The following is a 19,066-nucleotide window of genomic DNA, read 5'->3' on the forward strand; positions in this document are numbered from 1 at the left end:
ACTGGCTGGCACTCCATTCTCTGATTGTTAGGCTTCCTGCTTAATGGGGATGTACAGCTCAACCCTGCACTTACCCTCCGGGTCCTGCGCCGGATCATTCAGACAGTACTCCAGGCATGGCCGGTCATCGGCTTCATAGCCACTGCGGGGTAACCATACGCTGAACATGCTGTCATACGCAAGGACAAATCTATCTACCGTATCGTAGTAGGAATACACCGCATACAGCCCGCCGGATAAGGTCTTGAATTCTGCCTCCTTCCGGTGAGCCTCGCGCTCAAAACCCCCGGGAAGTGTAACGCAAGCATCGTACCGGCAGACAGACTCTTGAACGAACTCCGTATCATCCAGCGATATTCCGATGAACTGCTGATTGGCCGGATGGAGCCCCTGCTGTGCGGCCCAACGCTTCAGCTTGTCCCAGGCGCTATACGTGTCCAGGTAACTTCCAATATGCCTGATATAGGCAACTTCGACCTCCGGGATGTGCCTGATCTCTACCATGCTGTCCCATGCCCTCCTTAACAGCGGATTCCTTCTTTCTGTTCTATTGTAATCCGCCATAGGCGTCTTATCTGCTTGCTTATTGCTGAAGGCTGTTGCGAAATTGCTATGTTTCTGCCCGCTATTCCTGACACTGCCGGGGGTGCATCCATAATGCCGTTTGAACTGGACACCCAAAGCCGACACCGATTCGAATCCGCACTTCCCCGCAATCTCCAGAATGGTCTGATTCGTTCCGGTCAGCAGTACCAGCGCTTGCTCTATACGCTTCCTGGTCACAAAGACCATGGGCGTCATGCCCGCCACGGCTGTAAAGATTCTGGTGAAATGATATTTGGAGAAATGGGATATCTCCGCCAGTTCATCCAGCCTCAGCGGCTGACTGCTGTTATCCTCTATGTAAGCAATAACCTTCCCGATCCGCTCTCTATACTCCTCATTCATCGCTGAATCCCCCGGTTCATTCATGGTACAATGCAGTACAACTATTAGCAGATGAGGTGATAAATAATGGCTACAAATCTGTATTTGGTTAGGCACGCCCACTCTACTTATTCTATCGACGAGCTTAATAGACCTTTATCCGAGCGTGGACTAGCTGATGCACAGAGAGTTATCTCTCTACTTCTCCATGAGAATATTAATACTCTAATCTCGAGCCCCTATAAACGGGCTATCCAGACTATTCAAGGATTAGCTGTACCACTGAACCTTGATATTGTAATCGAGGGAGATTTCAAAGAAAGAATGTTGTCTGGAGAGCCTGTAAGTAACTTCGATATGGCGATTAAAAGGGTATGGGAGGACTTTTCTTTTGCCTGGGCAGGCGGAGAATCCAGTCTGTTTGCCCAGAATAGAGGTTTTAGAGCCCTCTGCAAAGTATTGAAGCAATACGAAGGCTGTAACGTGGTCATTGGAACTCACGGTAATATTATGGTCTTAATCATGAATGCTCTGGATCAGCGCTATGATTACAGCTTTTGGAAGCAGCTGGATATGCCAGATATCTATAAACTAAGTTTCGATGAAGATCATCTTATCGGCGTACAAAGGATTTGGAGCAGACGTTGACTCACACAATCGAGTACAGTTTCTACTCACTGGCCAAACTGGACAGACTGTTGTCACAACCCTGTGGTATAACCGAAGTAAAGGAGTGATGGCTATGGCAAGCTATGAATACTCGTCCAGACAGGAGCTGATGGATACGATCCATAACCTGTACCTGCTCCTGGATGCCGAATTCGACGGAATTAACAATACATACAAGGACAGACGAATTCCCGAGGTGGACAAAACCCCGGCCGAGATCATCGCTTATCAGCTGGGATGGCTGGAGCTGGTGAGGAATTGGGACAAGAGTGAACGGGAAGGCCAGACCTTCTCCATGCCCGCTCCGGGTTATAAATGGAATGAACTTGGCGGATTGTATCAATCCTTTTACAGCAAATATGCTGAATATTCCCTGTCCGAACTGCGCGGCATCTTCCGGCAATCAGAGCAGGACTGGCTGGACTGGATTGGTACGCTGACAGATCAGGAGCTGTTCACCCAAGGCGCGCGTCAATGGACCGGAACCAAGGAGAACTGGCCTATGGCCCGCTGGATTCACATCAACTCAGCCGCTCCATTCAAATCCTTCCGTGCGAAAATCAGAAAGTGGAAAAAACATCTGCCAGAAGCACTGGCGTAGTCTCTCTTTCCTTGGCCCCCGCCAATGCCGGGAACCCGCCATTCCAGAATCGAAATGGGATCTGGTAATGTTCTGAGCGGTAATAACATCACATGAGGTTCACTCCCGTATTACAGTAGGGTATAATTATAGGAAACAAGAATAAATACAAGGATGTGATCTAGATGCAATGGCAAGAGGTTCGTTCAATTTATCCCGATCAGTATGTACTGCTCGAAATATTGGATTCTCATACCAAAGATAACATTCAGTTCATAGATAATGTCGCACTGGTCCGTGCCATTCAGGACCCTGACGAGGCCACCCGATTATTACTAAATTGCAAGAATAATAATATTGTTTATCATACCGGACAAGAGAATATCACTGTCGAACTTAGAAACCATCCTCTATATAGGAGAAGACAAGATGCAAATTGAGTTCATACACGGTCTGCTTCAGACAAAGATGACAATTAACTATAGAAATCATTCCTTAACCATAGATAAATTAGTTGTCGATACAGGTGCGGCTCACTCGCTCCTGTCATCTGATATTGTTTCTGAACTAGGCATCAAATTTGAGAATGGCGATAAACTTGTGCGTAGCTTTGGGATTGGCGGAGATGAATATACATTCCAGAAAACTATTGATCAAATCCAAATCGGTGAATTGATTATGAATGATATTCCCATTGATTTCGGCATTTTTCACGAAGGTATTAATTATATCAACGGTCTTATTGGACTGGATATTCTAAAAAATGGAGATATGGTTATTGATCTGCATAGAATGGAAATGTTTCCTGCAAGGTAAGATCATCTTACCTCTCGAAAGCTGATATTTAAGCTATTTCATAGCACACGGGAAAAGCCCGTTTGCTATGAAATTATGCTTTAAATCAAAACTATAGTATGGCGATATCGCCAAAAAATCTTTGATGGGTTAATTATCAATAGATTGAATAATTAATTCTTCCTTCCTCATAATTTATTATCCTCTACTCTTCACTGAAAAATCTACGAACCTGCGGAGCTTGCTTATATGAATCTAGTCTGTAATTATAATCTGCTTCTATTGCTTGCTTTACCATGACCTGAACTTGGTGATAAGTATTCCATAAAAAATCACATACACCTAAAGAATTGAAGATTTCCAATAACTCATGGTTAGCATTATGTTCAGCTAAATCAATTTTAAATTCATTTTCTCCATAGCTTTTAGAACCGTACTTTAGAATAAATTGGCTCAAATCCATTAACGACTCTTCTTTAACTTCTTCTTCACTAGAGGAATCCATTAAAAATTCAATATCGAGTAAATCATGACCAATAAATTCAAATATCGAAGCCTCTAAACTCTTACAACTTGAACCAGAATTTTCAGGAAACGCGGTATCTGAAGGAATATTAAAGTTTAAAGTAAGACCAAGGTATTTGAAAGTCGAAGAAGTAACTGTTTTGGGGTTGCTTGAATCTATAATATTTAAATATTCCTGAAAAGCAGAAACCAAAAAAAACTCATTAAATCTCACAATATCCATTTCAGAACATAATAACCAAACATCGTGTTTGAAGTCCCAGAAATCATTTTGTAAGTCCAGAAATTCTTTATAAGAAGTTGAATGCTTACTAGTATTGTGAGTAAGAAATACCTTTAGTGACAAATACGCTTGAAACACTACTGTCTGAAACATATACCACTTCCCTTTCTGAATGATGAAAGGAAATGATAATATTTCTAAAAGGTCAACCTGATTGTTTTCAAAGGCGGTTTGAAAGACTTTATGCTTCTCGAGAGTTTCTGCAGAAAAAATAGTTTGACCCTTTCTTAACATATCCAAAGCAAATTCCGAAAACATTTCTCGAAGATTATTAACATGATTTGTGGAATCACTATCTTTAATTAGAAAAGCAGCTAACATTTCAAAAAACAATAGGCTCGTTGCAGGTATCTGTTTCTGATCATGGTAAAATTCTAATAAGAGCGATAATCTATTCCAGCTCCCATAAAAAGGGTAAATAAACCAAGGTTCTTCATCTTCATATAATGATACTATTTCTTCCGCCTCTGATGCAGTTTGTGCATTCTTAATTATAAAGTCAATAATTTCTTGATCTTCTAAGGCTTCGGCTTTACTTCCTAATAGCGCCCTTTTTTCCTCATTTATAATTTCTTTTATTTTCTCTTCAGATTCTCTTCTTTCTATTATTCTCATATTTCTTTCTGCCTCATACTGATTGTTTTTTTTCGTTTCATTATCATAACCCATAGTGAATCTAAAAACTTTCCAAAAGGATTTACTATCACGTAATTTAAACGTATCTAAAATTCGGGGATAAATTATATCAATAAGAAAGTCGATTCGTTCATACTGCATGTCAGATGCAAAAAACTCAATATCATCAAGCAATAAGTACTTGATTTTCGCCTTTATCTCCTTATAGTTTTTTTTCTTGAAGTTAGCATATGCTTTAGGAAAAATCCCTGCAAATTCTGTGAAGGTTAGCCAATGCTCAGCAAATCTGGAGCATCTATGATAGTCCTCTAAAATTATTTCTTCATCTAAATCAATATTTAACAAAAGTACTCTATTAATTAAATCGGGAAATTCAATCATATCACCATAACTAAATGGATAGTCTTCATCATGAAGCCTTTCACATAAATACTGAATTTTGCTCTTCACAAATTCTTTCATTCTACTATTTTTCTCAACGTCAAAGTTAAACATAATATCATTTAATTTTCTGACAATGCAGTCATCTGGCTTTGTATACACAGACGATTTATTCTCAAAGATATCATTATCGAAATAGGAATAATTCAAAATATCAAAATCAGTAATAATCTTATCTGTGAGCATAATTTCCAGCGTAGGTGTTAGATTTATTTTCTTTTGAATAAAGATATCATCTCCAGAGCTATCTTCAATGCTACGCCCCGAAACCGTCGTCTTAAACATAAACAGAAGTTGATTTAGAAATGGGCAGCCTTGGATTAATATTTGGCCAAAGAGCTCTAAAGAATCAGATAGATATAAATATAAGAAATCCTTAACAGATGGATTTTGAAATTCAACCAAAATAATGGCTGTTCCATTACTCAAATAGGTTTTAATCATTGTTTTCTCTAATTGTGCAATGATACTTTCGAATTCCAAATTTCTAATAGAAGTATTACTTTCATTCATGAAATTTAAACAAGTGTAGTAAGAATGCTTTAAATCACATAATCTCATGGGTTGCGAAGATAAAAACAAAATAAGTGCAGCTAATTGTGCTCCACGAGTCTGATGCATAAAAATGCTCTTCCAGAAAGATAATGGCTCATCTAAGTATTGTTTAAAGGCGTTATAGAACTCAGAAGGAGAATTATCTTCGATAAGGTTCATTCCATGGTTTAGAAAATCATTTATAATCCTTGGACTATAATTACTGTGTTTAATAATCGGTTCATAGTGATTAGCGATAATCTCGACATAATCCCATTCAAGTTGGGAGAAATATAGATGGTTAAATATAATTTTAGCTTTAATCACCTCAGAGTAATCTTCCATTTGAAGCATACATTTTCCGATATCAAATGTTCTATTGAGCTGTTCATCATGATACTCTGCTAAGCCTTGCTGAAGTACATATTCACGTGACGTCAATATCAATATTTTATTCTTTGATCTAGAAACAAGTTCAATAAACTTCACCATGTGCTTTTCTTCGTTATGCGGGAGCTTCTCATCTTTAAATACACTTCCCCAAAAATCATCAAAAAAGAAAACCTGTTTTTCTTTCTCTTTGAACATCTCAAGCGCATTTCTTACCGTGTCCGCATAAATGAAATCACCATACCCCATATGTTGTAAGTAATACGCCGCTAGACAACGTGCCAGTGTCGTTTTCCCAACACCAGGCTCTCCAGAAATCAATATATATCTAAACTTTTCTAACAATCTTAGTGATCGCCCAAAACTAGGATTTTGAACAAAAACCTTCACCGTTTCCTTTATTTGATCAAGTTCAAATTTCGAATTAACTAAGCTAGCGCGATGAACAATCCCTTCAATAATTGAAATTAACACACCAGTACTACTAATCCACAATTTATAATGGTTTTGTTCTACCTTGTGATACTGTTCTTTTCCAAGCAATTGATTCAAATCATTCCTATCAATAATATCATCCTCTGTTTTTATAAAACCTTCAAAAAGACTAATAATCTCACTTCGTTGCTCATTGCTAAGCTCAAGAGAAACTACGAGAATATAGCGAGAAGGACTTAGGAATTTGGCTTTCTGTTTCTCTTGATACTTTAAAACACTTCGTAGTTGTTTATAGTTGTTCTGGTAGCACTTTACTTGAACGATTATTTTTGTTTTATCTTCACGATGTATAAGGTCGATTCCACCATCTTTTCCTCGACTAGAGATTTTAAATATAACCTTCTCTTTTATTTCCAATATATCTCTAGCCAATTCCTCAAACTCTCGTGGAGATAAGCAATTATGAAAATCATAATTTGGCATATTTTCGGCTCCTAACATAATTAATAAACTCTCTACAGGTAATCTTTATTTATAAGCGTACACTAGATTACCCCATGTTAAAATATGTATAATTATTTTTTCTTAACAGGAGGGGACCCTCTATGCATGGCTTCTGTCATAAACAAATTCGTACTCCTTCGTGACTTATAACCAAGTAGACCAAAATCCCCTCCAGGCGCCTCTCCAGCCACCGCATCATACGATGAGGCTGCCGGAAAGTCTGCCCGAAAGGGGATTCCTGTGACTTCCTTGTTTTTATTTCACCCGGTTAATCATTAATAGCCTAACAGACTCTTTGTCTTGGCAAAAATATCATTGGCCATCTCCGCATACCGCGTGCTGCCGTTGGCTTCAACCTGGGCCGTATACTGGCTCCAGTTGTCCAGCTTCTCCTGGCCGGTCACGAATTTGAGCGTCATGGTCTTGACGTAATCCATCAGCGGCGTCGAGATCAGCTTCATCTGCTCATTCTCCTCAGGAGTCGCCATGATCGGCGGTGCCAGCTTGCGGGTATCCCGTGTCGACTGGACACGGCTCACGAAGTCTTTTTCACCATCGGTCATCTTGGACATCTTCAGCTTCTCCGAGCCTCCATAAGCGAACATCCCTCCGGCGAAGCCGTAATCGACATTGAGCTGCTTAGGCGCACCTTCATTGATCCCGTTGTAATAGATTTCCGGGTTCAGCACCACATTTCCATCTGCGTCCAAGGTATAAGTCTCCCCTTCTACACCCCATAAGCTGAGCATCTGGCCTTCATTGGAATACCAGAACCAGTCGATGAAGCGCAGCATCTTAATGAAGCCCTCTTCACCCAGGTCGTCCAGCGCATTCTGGCTGATCATAATTCCGTTCTCCAGACGGGAGGTTTCGACCTGCAGTTTGCCTTTGGGTCCGCCCGGCTGGGTGATCATGTAGAGCTCGCTATCCGGAACCTGCATCTTGCTCTTGAAATCGGCCATAACCTGATAGATTCCGCTGATCACATAGGTGTCGCCCTTGAAGAACTTCGCTTGGGCCGCATCGTCTTCCTGGGTGAACGATTCCGGGTCCATAATGCCTTCATTCACCAGCTTATTGAAGTAACCAAGGAAGTCCTTGAAGTCATTGGAGGCATCGGCAAACACAAACTGCTGCTTCTCCTGGTCAAAGACCAGACCGCTTGATAATCCCCAGCCGGCGGTAACGCCATATTGAACTGCGGCAATGTTCAGAGCGGAATCTCCCTTGAATTGGTCAGAGATCACATAATTGCTGCCTGTGAAGTCTTTGACCTTCTTCATCGCTTCATAGAAGTCTTCATACGTCCAGTTGCCCTGCTGTCCTTCAACGTCCACGCCCGCTGCTTCAAACACATCCTTGCGGATAATGTAGGAATAACCGCCGCCGGCAATCTCCCACATGCCTGGAAGCACATAATACTTCCCGTCCTCCTTCAGCTTAGCCTTCAGGTCCTCCTCCATGCCCCAATCCTTCACGGCCTTCATGTAGTTCGGCATGTACTGCACCCAGTCACTCACGGGCACAATCTGGCCTGAGGCTACGAAAGCGGATTCATCATAAGTCTTAGGAATAATATAAGGAGCATCTCCGCTGTTCACGAGCAGGGATTTTTGGTTCTCATATTCGGTTCTTGCCGTAATGGCCAAATCGAAGTTTACATTCGTTTTCTCCTGGATCGCACTCCACAGCCGCCAGTCTTTATGATATGGATAATTCTCATGGTCGCTGTACATCATGGAGTAGGTTACCGGTTCATTCGAGTGGAAGGTCTGATCTGCACCAAAGGTATAATCTTCCGCCGCAGCTGTTGCCGGTGCATTCGTGCCCGCAGCATTCGGTGCTGGGGAATTACTGGTGCCTGAAGCCTCATTATTTCCGGATGAACAAGCGGTCATAGACAACATCAACGCCAGCGATGCCATTGCAAGTGGTTTACTGAATCTCATGGTTTGCCTCCCTTTTTGGGTATAGAGCTATATATAACAGAGAGGGCCGTAACCCCCTCCGGTGATACCGTTTATCCTTTGACCGCGCCGATCATCATGCCCTGTACGAAATACTTCTGCACGAAAGGATACACACAGATAATAGGCAGTGAAGTTAAGACCATTGCTGTCGATTTGATGCTTGCCGCAATCTGGCTCGTCTGATCGGAGGAGGCTCCGATTTCAGTCGGACTGACGGCATTGTCGATGATCTGCTTCAGATACAGGGCGACAGGCCACTTCTCCTTGGACTGCAGATAGAGGGACGGCCCGAACCAGTTATTCCACATGCCGACCATTACGAACAGCATGATTGTTACGAGAATCGGCTTCGACAGCGGCAGAATGATTCTGGTGAATATCCCGAAGACGTCCAGGCCGTCTACACGCCCTGCTTCCTCCAGTTCGTAAGGCAGACTGGCAAAAAACGTCTTCATCAGGATGACATTGAACGCGCTGATCGCTCCCGGAATGACTATCGCCCAGATCGTATCCCGCAGCTCCAATGTCTTGGCCACCAGGATATAGTTCGGGATGAGGCCGCCGCCGAAATACATCGTGAACAGCACGAACGGAATGAAGAATCTGTTCAGCCGCAGCTTATCCTTGGACAGCGGATACGACATCACTGCGGTTGCAGTCACTGCAATTAGGGTGCCTGTTACGGAATATACGATGGTATTCCAGTAGTAATGGAAGAAATCGGGCTTGCTCAAAATCACTTCATAGGTCTTGGTCGTAAACTCTACCGGGAATAGAGTCACCTTGCCTGCATAGATAGCCGCTTCCGAGCTGAAGGACTGGGCCACAAGATACACGAAGGGATACAAGGTAAACATGACAATCAGAATCATAAAAATACTGTTAATGATGTTAAACAGGTTAAAGGTGGAGGATCGCTTCACGGGTTCGGCTCCTTTCTACCAGAGGCTTGATTTCGTCGTTTTTTTGGATACAGTATTCGCAATCGTCACCAGGATCAGGCCAATAATACCTTCGAACAGGCCTACGGCCGTCGCGTAGCTGAAGTTCCCTCCGGTGATTCCCATCCGGTACACATAGGTAGAGATGACATCTGCTGTCTCATAGGTGAGCGGGTTGTAGAGCAGCAGGATTTTCTCGAAATTAGAGCCCAGAATGCTGCCGATATCCAGAATCAGGAGCACCATAATGGTAGGCAGGATACCGGGTATTGTTACATGCTTCGCAAGCTTGAACCGGTTAGCACCGTCCATCTTGGCGGCTTCATACAGAGACGGATCAATGCTAGTCATCGCGGCCAGATAGAGAATCGTCCCCCAGCCCAGACTCTGCCAGACGCCGGAGGTGACGTAAATGACGGGGAACCACTCCGGCAAGGAGATGAAGGAGATTTTCTCAAGTCCAACGGAGGCCAGAAGGCTGTTAAGCGGTCCTGTTAAGGAGACCACCTCTTTAATCATCCCTGCGACGATAACCATAGAGATGAAATGGGGCAGATAGGACACCGTCTGGACGAATTTCTTCCACTTGATTCTCCGTATCTCATTAAGCAGCAGTGCAAAGGACAGCGTAACCGGGAATTTCACGAGGAGGTAGCTTACACTTAAGGTAAGATCATTGAAAAATGCACGCCAGAACGTAGGGTCTTTCATGAACATCTCAAAATAAGTAAACCCGACCCATTCGGTCCCCATGATATTGGGCCCGCCTCTGTATTTGCGGAAGGCAATAATATTCCCCAGCATCGGCGCGTATTTGAAAATAATAAAGTAGACTACCGGAATCACCAGAAACGAATACAGCTTCCATTCTTGTCTAACATGCTTCCAGAGCGGAACCCGGTCAGCCTTGGTACGCGGGGCCATGCCTGCGGGCTTGATTCTAGCAGGAGCTGCCATGTCATCATCACTTCCTCACGAATAATTCACTCTAACAGGAGCGGCAGCCTGACGCTTGCGGGCGGCTTCTCTGCCGTTCCATGTAATCGCTTACTGCTCCACCAATGTACTGGCTGACACTGCCGCTCAGCAATGTCCAATACCGGAAATGATGTACGTTAACCGCAAATGACGATGGACACCTTGAAACGGATAGACGGTTTCGCATATTCCTCCTGGCTTCAAGCAGATACAGCCGCAAAAAAAAGATGACCTCCGGCATCCGGAAGTCATCTGTGCTCCTATCATTGAATGGTTTTGTATTTCCCAGGGGTAATTCCCTCATACTTCTTGAATACGCGAATGAATGCATGGCTGCTGGCGAATCCGACCTTCTCGGCCGTATCATCAATGCTGGCCCCCTCCAGCAGCAGGGCCTTGGCCGCTTCCACCCGGGTCTGGCTAATGTAGTCGCGCAGCCCGACCTGTCCCGTCTGTTCACGGAACAGCCGGGACACATATTGCGGGGTCAGGCTGAAATGATCGCCTATCTGGGACACGCTCAGGTTCTTATCGCTGTAATTCTCCTGTACGAACGCTGTAACCTTCTCGCCGATTCCGGCACTCGCCTGCAGATTAGGCTTGCTGCGGAGCACCGTGCATACCCGCTCGAAGATATCGAGCAGCTCCTGCTCGAATTCCGGCTTCGTGGAGCAGGAGAGCAGCCGTTTGAGCGGCCGCCATTCATCCCAGGCTATTCGGGTCTGTTCCTGATCCGGAATTGCCTTAATCATCGTCGTGGCTACATCGAGCAGGATGCACTTTGAGATTTCATGAGACTGCTCCCTCTGGAAGGCTTGCTGCAGGATACTGTTAATCATATGGTTCGCCTGCTCAAACTCATCGGCCTTCAGCAAATTGATCAGCAGAATCTGGTCATTCACTGTGAAGAAATAACTGCTCTCGCTCGTCTTGATGCTTCCGTGCCAGATCAGCATCTCATCGCCAAGCACGCTGCGGTATTCCTGGGCCTCCAGCGCTTGAAGGAACGCAAGATGCACCCCTTCCAGACCCGTCTGCAATTCACTGCCTACCGTCGTGAAGCGGAGCTTATACCGTAGAGTGATGAATTCATAAGCCTGGGCTAAATCATCCTCGATCTCATCCTTCCATTGCCCTGCACGCTCCGGATCTATGTTCACAACAGCTGCAAGCATGCCGTCTACATCTGTGAAATTGATCGTCCAGCGGCTGCCGATCAGATCCGCAACAATATTGGACACAATAAATTGTGATAATTCCAGATCGGTTATCCCGTCGTCCCCGCTGTCAATATAGAACAACAGCACGGCAAAGGAACCGGTTGTCCACTGGAGCTTATAGGTCTTCGCCAGCTCCGTGAACGGGGTATTCCGGTCGGCCTGCCCCTTCAGCAGCCTGCCCAGATAATAATTCTGCAGCACCCGCAGCTGCTGATCATGCTTCTTGTTCGTAGCATCACGTTCCCTGATCGTCTCCAGCACATTTCTGCGGATGAAGGAGTACTCATCCAGATATTTACCAGTGTCCTGCACAGGATTACGGGCGAAGACGCTGACCAGTTCTTTGACCGGATTATAATTCTTCCGGGCGAAATAATAGATCACCGCGCTGCCAATCACGAAGCAGAGCAGTAGCCCGAGCATATTCATCGTCCGCATCCCTCCGGCATGTTCCCAGAAGACATCGGTCGGAAATACACTGATATACTTCCAGCCTGTCGTATCCGATGACTCAATAGTGATCATCGACTCCACACCCTGGAAAGTGCCCGTAAAGGTGCCGGTGCCCCGCTCATCCCACTCCTGGTAGGCCGACGGTTCAATCATCGTGCCGCCCGTATTCTGAATCATGATCTGGCCGTTCGTATCCATAATAAATACCCGGCCCCGCTCTACCCAGTCGATGTTCGCAAGCATCGTCATCATTGTGTCCACATTAAGCGGTATAATCAGTGCACCTGTCACATCAGCCGTTGCCTGAATCGGCAGTGAACGGATATAGAATGGCGTGTAGGTGACTTTGTTATCCGGATTCTTAAGCGGAAGCAGTGCATACTTACCCGAATGATACTCCCGGGTCAGCTCCTGCCAATCCCCATAGACAAAGCTATCCGTCTGCAGCTTCATTTCGTAGAATGAATATTCATCTATATAAGTCTCACTGGAGAGAACAGACTGCAGCGGCTTGGAGTACAAGTTAATCTCCTTAATGAAGTTGTTGGCCGTTAACATTCTGCCCAGCTCCTGCTTCAGTTCATATATCTTGTAAGCGTTCCCGGAAGCAGAGGAAAGAAAGCTCTTCACCTCGCTATGAACAGCCAGCTGTGTAGCCAGGCTCTCTGTCTGCAGCAGCTCCCCGTCCACAATATATCTCACCTGCTGGAGCATCGCTCTGCTGGCCAGCTTAATTTCATTCTTCACAACTTCCCGCGTCTGACCATAGATGATCACACTGAGAATGACAGGTATGCACAGAATCACCGCATAGGATGTAATTAACCGGACAACCACACTTTGTGTAAAGTGACCCCTCTCCAACTTCAACTGCAATCCCCCTAATTCCTCTTGTTGTACATTCTCCATCATAATTGAAATTAGGGTACTCTTCATATGTACAGTTTGAAATTCAATGTACAAATTACACAGTTATGGCTGCTTACCTGCTGCGGACCACCCTGAACCCCTGATCATTGCCCCGGCTGCTCGCCTCGAACTTGCCCCGGAAGGCGACCTCTGTATTGTTAACGCCGCCGATCCACCCGCCGCCCTTCACCAGCCGGAGTGATCCGTTGCTGTTATCCGGACCCGCTTCTCCGTACCAGTTCCAGCACCATTCCCTCACGTTCCCTGACATATCGTAAAGTCCCAGCTCATTGGGCTGCTTGAGGCCGCCGAATCTCGTCTGGCTATGATTGTTCTCAATCGCCGGCCAGTTCCAGTCCCCCGTTAAGAATTGATCACCGGAATTCCTCCAGTACCACGCCACATCTTCCGGCTTATTGCTTCCGCTATAGCTGGTGCTCTTGCTCATCTGGCCTCCGCCTGCTGCATATTCCCACTCGGCTTCTGTCGGCAAACGGTAGCCGTTCACTCCTTCATTGGCCGTTACTGTCCATTTCATGAAATCCCGGTCGCTTGTATTATTAGGGTCAACTGTGTTCTTGTCTATATTATAATAGGGGTCCAGGCCTTCCTTGATACTCCGCTGATTACAGTACTCCACGGCATCATACCAGGTTACACTCTCCACCGGCAGCTTGTCCCCCTGGAACTGGGAGGGATTATTCCCCATTACGTCCAGCCATTCCTGTTGAGTCACCTCATATTTGCCGATATAGAAATCCGGAAGAGTCACATTGGTTCCGTGATAATTAGATTTGGTATCTACAAAAGAACCGCCCTTGACCCAGACCAGGCGTTCCTCCTTGGGAGGCTTGTCCTGCGAGCAGGCACTGATCACAACCATTAAGGCCATTGCCAGAATAATCAATAGTTTTCTCATGGATACATCTCCTTAGAAGCGATTAAGGCAGGTTGCAAGTAACCGCTTGCAAAATAAGGCCGTCCGCTGTGTGACCGGCCGGCCTTAGCCCTATTATCGGTTAACTGGCCTTCGCGAATGCCGGAACCGGCCAGTCGCCTGTCAGCTTCCCGTTACCATACCGTTACATTGGAGCTGCCGCTGCTCTGATATCCTTCAGTTGCCATTACCTGGTAAGACCAGCTGCTTCCCAGATTCATCCCTTTGCTTTTCCAGGCGTTGACATGGTTGCTGAAGGTGATCGTTGAATTGCTTCCGATCGGTCTTTTCGACTGTCTGACACTCCAGTACTGAGGGAACGTCGCATTACCGTCAATGGAAGGAGCATCGTACCGCATAGTGGTATAGATATCATAAGTGCCGCCATCACTGTTCACCGTGCCTTTGTATTGTCCGGTAGGTCTATAGGTACCCCAGTTGTCAACCACGTAATATTCGATAAGTGAGTTTCTAGTCCACCCGTACATCGTCAGATATCCGTTGCCGGACGGGGCAAAGACGCCTGCATTGTAATTGATCGTGCGGTTCGGTGATCCGACATTCCAGCCTTTACCGACCACGAAATTGCCGGTATTGTACCAGTTCACACTGTAATTCCCGCCAGACCCGTTCACAGCATTGACCGTCCCGCCGCCATCCGTCCAGTTCTGCCAATAATCAGTTGCTGCACCTGCGGTGGCTGCGAATGCGCTGAAGCTCATAGTGGCTGCCATAACTACCGTTAGAATCTTCTTGTTTAACTTAAACATTGAATTACCTCCCAAGAATATTTTGTGGGTACAGCCTGTCTTACCCGCCCTCACTTGCCAGTAGCTTCTGTTCACGGAATATAACTTATCCTGAGCTATATGCCATATATTGGCCTGTCCTCCTTCAAAATAGATTATATATAGTAAGCGTTTACATTACTCTCTGCAAACTAAAGGTTTACCCCCAATTTTTATAGGTGTTAATGTCGTGCTTGCGGTATGCTAGAATCAACAACCAAAAGAAATTTGCCAAGGAGGAACCATGAACCGTATACAAGAGGTCACACTTAGAACCCGGGAAGTATCCGATCACCTGCTGCGCATCTGGGAGAATGCCGTGGGGGCTACGCATCTTTTCCTCACCGGACAGGATATTGAAGATTTACGCCCCCTGGTGCAGCAAGGAATTGCGCAAATCTCCCACTTGCTCGCCTATACAGATCAGGAGGGTCGTCCTATCGGCTTCATCGGTGTTCAGGAGCAGAAGATTGAAATGCTGTTCGTAGACCCGGCCGTCAGGGGACAAGGCATCGGTAAAGAGCTGGTCACTTACGCCATACACACACTGAACGTGCGCGATGTGGATGTCAATGAAGACAATCCCCAGGCTGCCGGGTTCTACGAACATTTAGGATTTGCGGTCTATGACCGGTCTGAACGGGATGAGCAAGGCAAGCCTTGGCCTATTCTGCATATGCGGCTGTCTCTGGAGTAACGCTTCTGACTTGTCTGTTGCTTGCTTAATCCCCTGCTACCTACTCCTTCGCCGTCCAAATATTAAGCGCATGGGTGCGGACTGCGATATTCGTGTGATTCCTGTACCCCCGCAAATACTCTGCGGCTTCCGGACTCCAGCGAAGCGCAGCTCCCGCTGCTTCCAGCAAGGAAAGTCCAATATACGCGGCTTCATACCGCGGTTCCGTCCGCAATCTGTCTACAAGCTCAAGCAGCGTCTCCGGCGTCCAGTATCCGGTGCTTGTATCCAGATTATACGTGATCTGGCTATACGCCTCGCCTAACAGCTGCGGCTGATCGGACAAACTATGTACCATCCGGTTCAGATAGGCGGCGGATTCCTCCACGTTATTCCAATCTAGTATTGCGATATATAATTTCATTACAAGCTGCTGCAGCGTCTCGTCGGGAGCCAGAATATGAATCAGCTCCAGGTATAATGGAATAAGCTGCTGGCGTGTCTCCTTCGGCAGAAGGGCCAGCTTCTCTATTAATTTCGATAGCCGCTGCCGGTGCGGCACATCTCTGTCCGTAGCTGCATTCCATTCATCGTTCACCACCGGACCAGCCAGCTTCTGACAGATCCCGGCTACCGCCTCATTGATCTTGCCATCCTGGCAGGCTTCGATCAGGGTGTTCATCGCAAATTCCCACCGGGTACTGTCTTCCAGGTCCGTAATCGCCTGAGCAGCGGCAGCGGCAATCACCTCTTCATGTCCATCCGTCCACCAGCTCATAATAACGAAGGCATGTCTGCCGACGTATGCATCCGGGTGACCCGCAATCTCCAGAATTAAGGACAGATAGCGCGGTCTATAGTCAACCGGAAGCGCAGCAGGCTGCTGGGACAATAAGCTAACTGCCACATCACTTTGCGGAGAAGCTGCGATGGCGCTTAGAATCTCCCAGCTGCGTTCATCGTCCAGCAGTTGTTTGGCTGCATGTCCGATAGCAATCAATACATCCTTGTGCACGTTTGGTTTCCCGAACTCGTGCAGGAGCAGCGGAAGACTATCCTCACTTCTATACACACCCAGCAGACGGATGGTTTCTTTACGGACGGTGACCTTCAGCTTATCCCGGTTCAATAGCTCCTTCAGCAGGCTGACCAGCAATACCGGATTCACCCTGCGGATACACCTTGGTATCGAATACATGGCTACACGGGCCCGGTCTCCATCCAGATGGTCCAGCAGCACGGGAAGGGATTTCTCCGGCTCCTCCAGCAGGGATAAGGCATGAAGCGCAGCTTCTGCAACAGCGACCTCCTGATCCTGCACAAGCTTAAATAGCGGGTCCGGGTCACAATCAGGCATAGCTGCCATGATTCTTATCGCTCTTGAACGCTCGGACAGGCTGTACTTCGGATCGGAGGCGACTCTGCTTAACACAGAGCCGTAGGCTTGCTGCTGCCGTGGCAGCCACCGGTAGAACCCGTCCGTAGCCGGAACCGGATGAATGGTTTTGCCGGACAGGAACTTGCCCTTGATTACAGCTCCCGAAATATACGGGTCCAGCCATTCCTGACGCTTCAGGTGCAGATGCCGGAACACCTCATGGATCGTAATATACGATGGATCTGCGGCCAGCAATTCCTTCACCCGTTCATCCCGCGTCTTCAGAGGCGCAAGCCAGAATCTGGCTGCCCGTATCGCTGTGGAATCGGTTTTGGCTCGTGTGGCTTCCTGTAACAGATGCTGAAGTTTGACGATACCGCTCCCTCTTTTGCCGAAGGAATTCGCCAGACTCAGCACCAGATTGTAGTTCTCTCTCTTGCCTGCCTGTGCAGCGTAAGAATAAATCGCCTCGAAAATAATCTCTTCTACTCCCTTAGGCAGGTTCTTTTCCAGCGAGGGGAGAGACAGCTGTCCGTCCTGCTTCGCCAGCTTCTGAAGCGTAGTAAGGGCGAACCTGAACAGCTCCCCGTGAGGCTCGGCCGCATTATGGCGCAGGAGAATGAAAGCCAGCTGCTGGACAGAGAACTTGGTACCATAGGAGGTATCTCTGGCGTCGATCACGCTATCGACGAGTACAGTAAGTGCCTGCACATGGTCATTCGTATAGACGGACGCCGGGCTTTCCGACAGCTCTTTGAACACAGCGCCCCGGACCGGGTCCTGATCATTTACAATCCGGCTTAAAGTTAATAACGTTTCACTCATGCCCTGTCTCGACAGAACCGTACTTCGGACAAGCTGCATCAGCGCTGTGGCGCGCTCGTCTGCACTGGATACCCGGGTCGCTTGTTCAAGCGGCTCTCTTGCCTGAAGAATGGAGCGGGAAGCGGTTATGCGAAGAGTCCGGTCCCGGTTGTCCTTGATTTCACGCAGTCCGAGCATCCGGGCAGCTTCCTTGTCACGCAAGTCATGCGGCAAGGCATACAAGAGTCTCTCGGGGAAAATCCATTCCTTGCGCTTCTCCTCCCCGTACACCGCGTCAAAAATCGACTGACGATTAGACGGAGCCATATGTTCAAGCAGCTTCGCTACATGCACCGGGGTGTCTGCCAGCAATTTGGCAATCTCCGTCCACTGGTCTACGGTCAGGAGTTTCCTCCTCTTGAGTACGGCCTCAGGAACGCCCAGGGACATAAGATCGTTCCGTACCCCGGGCTGGGTTAGCAGCTGATACACCCCATCCGGCTTCAGGCGTACCAGTGTGCCAAGATGGGCTTTGATGGAAGGATGTATCAGGTTCACCGGGCCGTGATTCTGCGCGCAGGCCAGCACCAGCTCCGGCTTGTGATTGCATAGATGCTCCATCGCTGAGGAGAACCTTGACCAGACCCTTCCTTTCGCCCTAAGTGGTGCTTCCTCCAGAGTGGCTGTGAAGTATTCCGCAACTACGTCCAGATGGCGGCCCGCTAACCTCTTCCAGTCCTTAATCGCATAGCCGATAGCTTCCAGCCAGGTGCGGAGGGTTGCCGCAGAAGAGGCCTGGAGTACAATAGCCGCCTCTTCCGCTCCCCACCGGGCGTACACGATAGGCAACAGCCGCTCCGCCAGCTCCTGACGGCCCACAAGTGAAATTGTGCGCAGCAGCTTGCGGCGGCAATCCGGCGATAGCTGGGGAAGCTCCCGTTCGATCTCTTCGTCTGAGGCTACTTTGGCTACCAATCCGGCCGCTGTATTTCGGATACTCGCCATAGGATGGCGCAGCCCGGATAGAAGTATAGGGGCATCCAGTGTGGCAATCGCACCCATCAAGGCCAGGCGTGCTTCATAGGCTCCTCCCTCCAGTAAGGAGGCTAATAACCGGGAATACGCTGGAGAACCAAGGTGATTACGGCCTAAGACCGCTATGGTTCGGATTCTATCGGAATAACCTAGTGTATCGAGTTCTTTGAGTAAGCTCTGTTTGTCCAATGGGTCTCGCCTAACCATCATAAGTCCTCCTCTGAATCTTGAATCTGTTCGGGTTCCATCTCAAAAAAA

14 protein-coding genes are annotated in these 19,066 nt (G+C 47.0%); 5 read left to right on the plus strand and 9 right to left on the minus strand.

Annotated features, from left to right (window positions below):
* Window positions 1-27: 27 nt before the first annotated feature.
* Window positions 28-972: an AraC family transcriptional regulator gene (locus tag HQN87_RS23650; protein WP_254075632.1), complete on the minus strand. Its 945-nt coding sequence runs from the start codon at window positions 970-972 to the stop codon at window positions 28-30.
* A 42-nt stretch (window positions 973-1,014) separates the two neighbouring features.
* Here HQN87_RS23650 and HQN87_RS23655 point away from each other — a divergent pair, with 42 nt between their 5' ends.
* From HQN87_RS23655 to HQN87_RS23670, 4 genes are all read left to right on the plus strand, one after another.
* Window positions 1,015-1,575 carry a histidine phosphatase family protein gene (locus tag HQN87_RS23655; protein ID WP_173138324.1) on the plus strand — a complete coding sequence of 187 codons (561 nt, stop codon included), beginning with the start codon at window positions 1,015-1,017 and terminating at the stop codon, window positions 1,573-1,575.
* A 94-nt stretch (window positions 1,576-1,669) separates the two neighbouring features.
* Window positions 1,670-2,197 (plus strand): ClbS/DfsB family four-helix bundle protein, encoded by a 528-nt coding sequence (locus tag HQN87_RS23660; RefSeq protein WP_173138326.1) that lies wholly within the window; start codon window positions 1,670-1,672, stop codon window positions 2,195-2,197.
* Between the two features lie 164 nt (window positions 2,198-2,361).
* The gene (locus tag HQN87_RS23665) at window positions 2,362-2,616 is read left to right on the plus strand and encodes a hypothetical protein (protein ID WP_173138328.1); all 255 of its coding nucleotides are present in this window, start codon (window positions 2,362-2,364) and stop codon (window positions 2,614-2,616) included.
* Window positions 2,606-2,992 carry a retropepsin-like aspartic protease gene (locus HQN87_RS23670; protein WP_173138330.1) on the plus strand — a complete coding sequence of 129 codons (387 nt, stop codon included), beginning with the start codon at window positions 2,606-2,608 and terminating at the stop codon, window positions 2,990-2,992. Before HQN87_RS23665 ends, HQN87_RS23670 begins: the two co-directional genes overlap by 11 nt.
* Before the next feature lie 184 nt (window positions 2,993-3,176).
* On the opposite strand, the gene HQN87_RS23675 is transcribed toward HQN87_RS23670, so the two are convergent.
* From HQN87_RS23675 to HQN87_RS23705, 7 genes are all read right to left on the minus strand, one after another.
* Window positions 3,177-6,698: an nSTAND3 domain-containing NTPase gene (locus HQN87_RS23675; RefSeq protein ID WP_173138332.1), complete on the minus strand. Its 3,522-nt coding sequence runs from the start codon at window positions 6,696-6,698 to the stop codon at window positions 3,177-3,179.
* A 296-nt stretch (window positions 6,699-6,994) separates the two neighbouring features.
* Window positions 6,995-8,668, minus strand: a complete 1,674-nt coding sequence (locus HQN87_RS23680; RefSeq protein ID WP_173138334.1) for an ABC transporter substrate-binding protein — start codon at window positions 8,666-8,668, stop codon at window positions 6,995-6,997.
* Between the two features lie 71 nt (window positions 8,669-8,739).
* On the minus strand, window positions 8,740-9,612 hold the full coding sequence (locus HQN87_RS23685) for a carbohydrate ABC transporter permease (protein ID WP_173138336.1): 873 nt from the start codon (window positions 9,610-9,612) through the stop codon (window positions 8,740-8,742).
* 15 nt (window positions 9,613-9,627) lie between these two features.
* On the minus strand, window positions 9,628-10,554 hold the full coding sequence (locus HQN87_RS23690; RefSeq protein ID WP_173138486.1) for an ABC transporter permease: 927 nt from the start codon (window positions 10,552-10,554) through the stop codon (window positions 9,628-9,630).
* A 317-nt stretch (window positions 10,555-10,871) separates the two neighbouring features.
* The gene (locus HQN87_RS23695; protein WP_173138338.1) at window positions 10,872-13,151 is read right to left on the minus strand and encodes an AraC family transcriptional regulator; all 2,280 of its coding nucleotides are present in this window, start codon (window positions 13,149-13,151) and stop codon (window positions 10,872-10,874) included.
* A 112-nt stretch (window positions 13,152-13,263) separates the two neighbouring features.
* The gene (locus HQN87_RS23700; protein ID WP_173138346.1) at window positions 13,264-14,109 is read right to left on the minus strand and encodes a formylglycine-generating enzyme family protein; all 846 of its coding nucleotides are present in this window, start codon (window positions 14,107-14,109) and stop codon (window positions 13,264-13,266) included.
* Between the two features lie 152 nt (window positions 14,110-14,261).
* Complete coding sequence (locus HQN87_RS23705; protein ID WP_173138348.1) at window positions 14,262-14,897, minus strand: endo-1,4-beta-xylanase XynA; 636 nt, start codon at window positions 14,895-14,897, stop codon at window positions 14,262-14,264.
* A gap of 262 nt (window positions 14,898-15,159) precedes the next feature.
* Between HQN87_RS23705 and HQN87_RS23710 the strand changes: the two genes are divergently transcribed.
* The gene (locus HQN87_RS23710) at window positions 15,160-15,612 is read left to right on the plus strand and encodes an acetyltransferase (RefSeq protein WP_173138350.1); all 453 of its coding nucleotides are present in this window, start codon (window positions 15,160-15,162) and stop codon (window positions 15,610-15,612) included.
* A gap of 40 nt (window positions 15,613-15,652) precedes the next feature.
* Here HQN87_RS23710 and HQN87_RS23715 read toward each other — a convergent pair whose 3' ends face one another.
* Window positions 15,653-19,015: a HEAT repeat domain-containing protein gene (locus tag HQN87_RS23715; RefSeq protein ID WP_254075633.1), complete on the minus strand. Its 3,363-nt coding sequence runs from the start codon at window positions 19,013-19,015 to the stop codon at window positions 15,653-15,655.
* Between the last annotated feature and the right edge of the window lie 51 nt (window positions 19,016-19,066).

The organism is Paenibacillus tritici, from assembly GCF_013204885.1.
Classification (GTDB): Bacteria; Bacillota; Bacilli; order Paenibacillales; family Paenibacillaceae; genus Paenibacillus_AQ; species Paenibacillus_AQ tritici.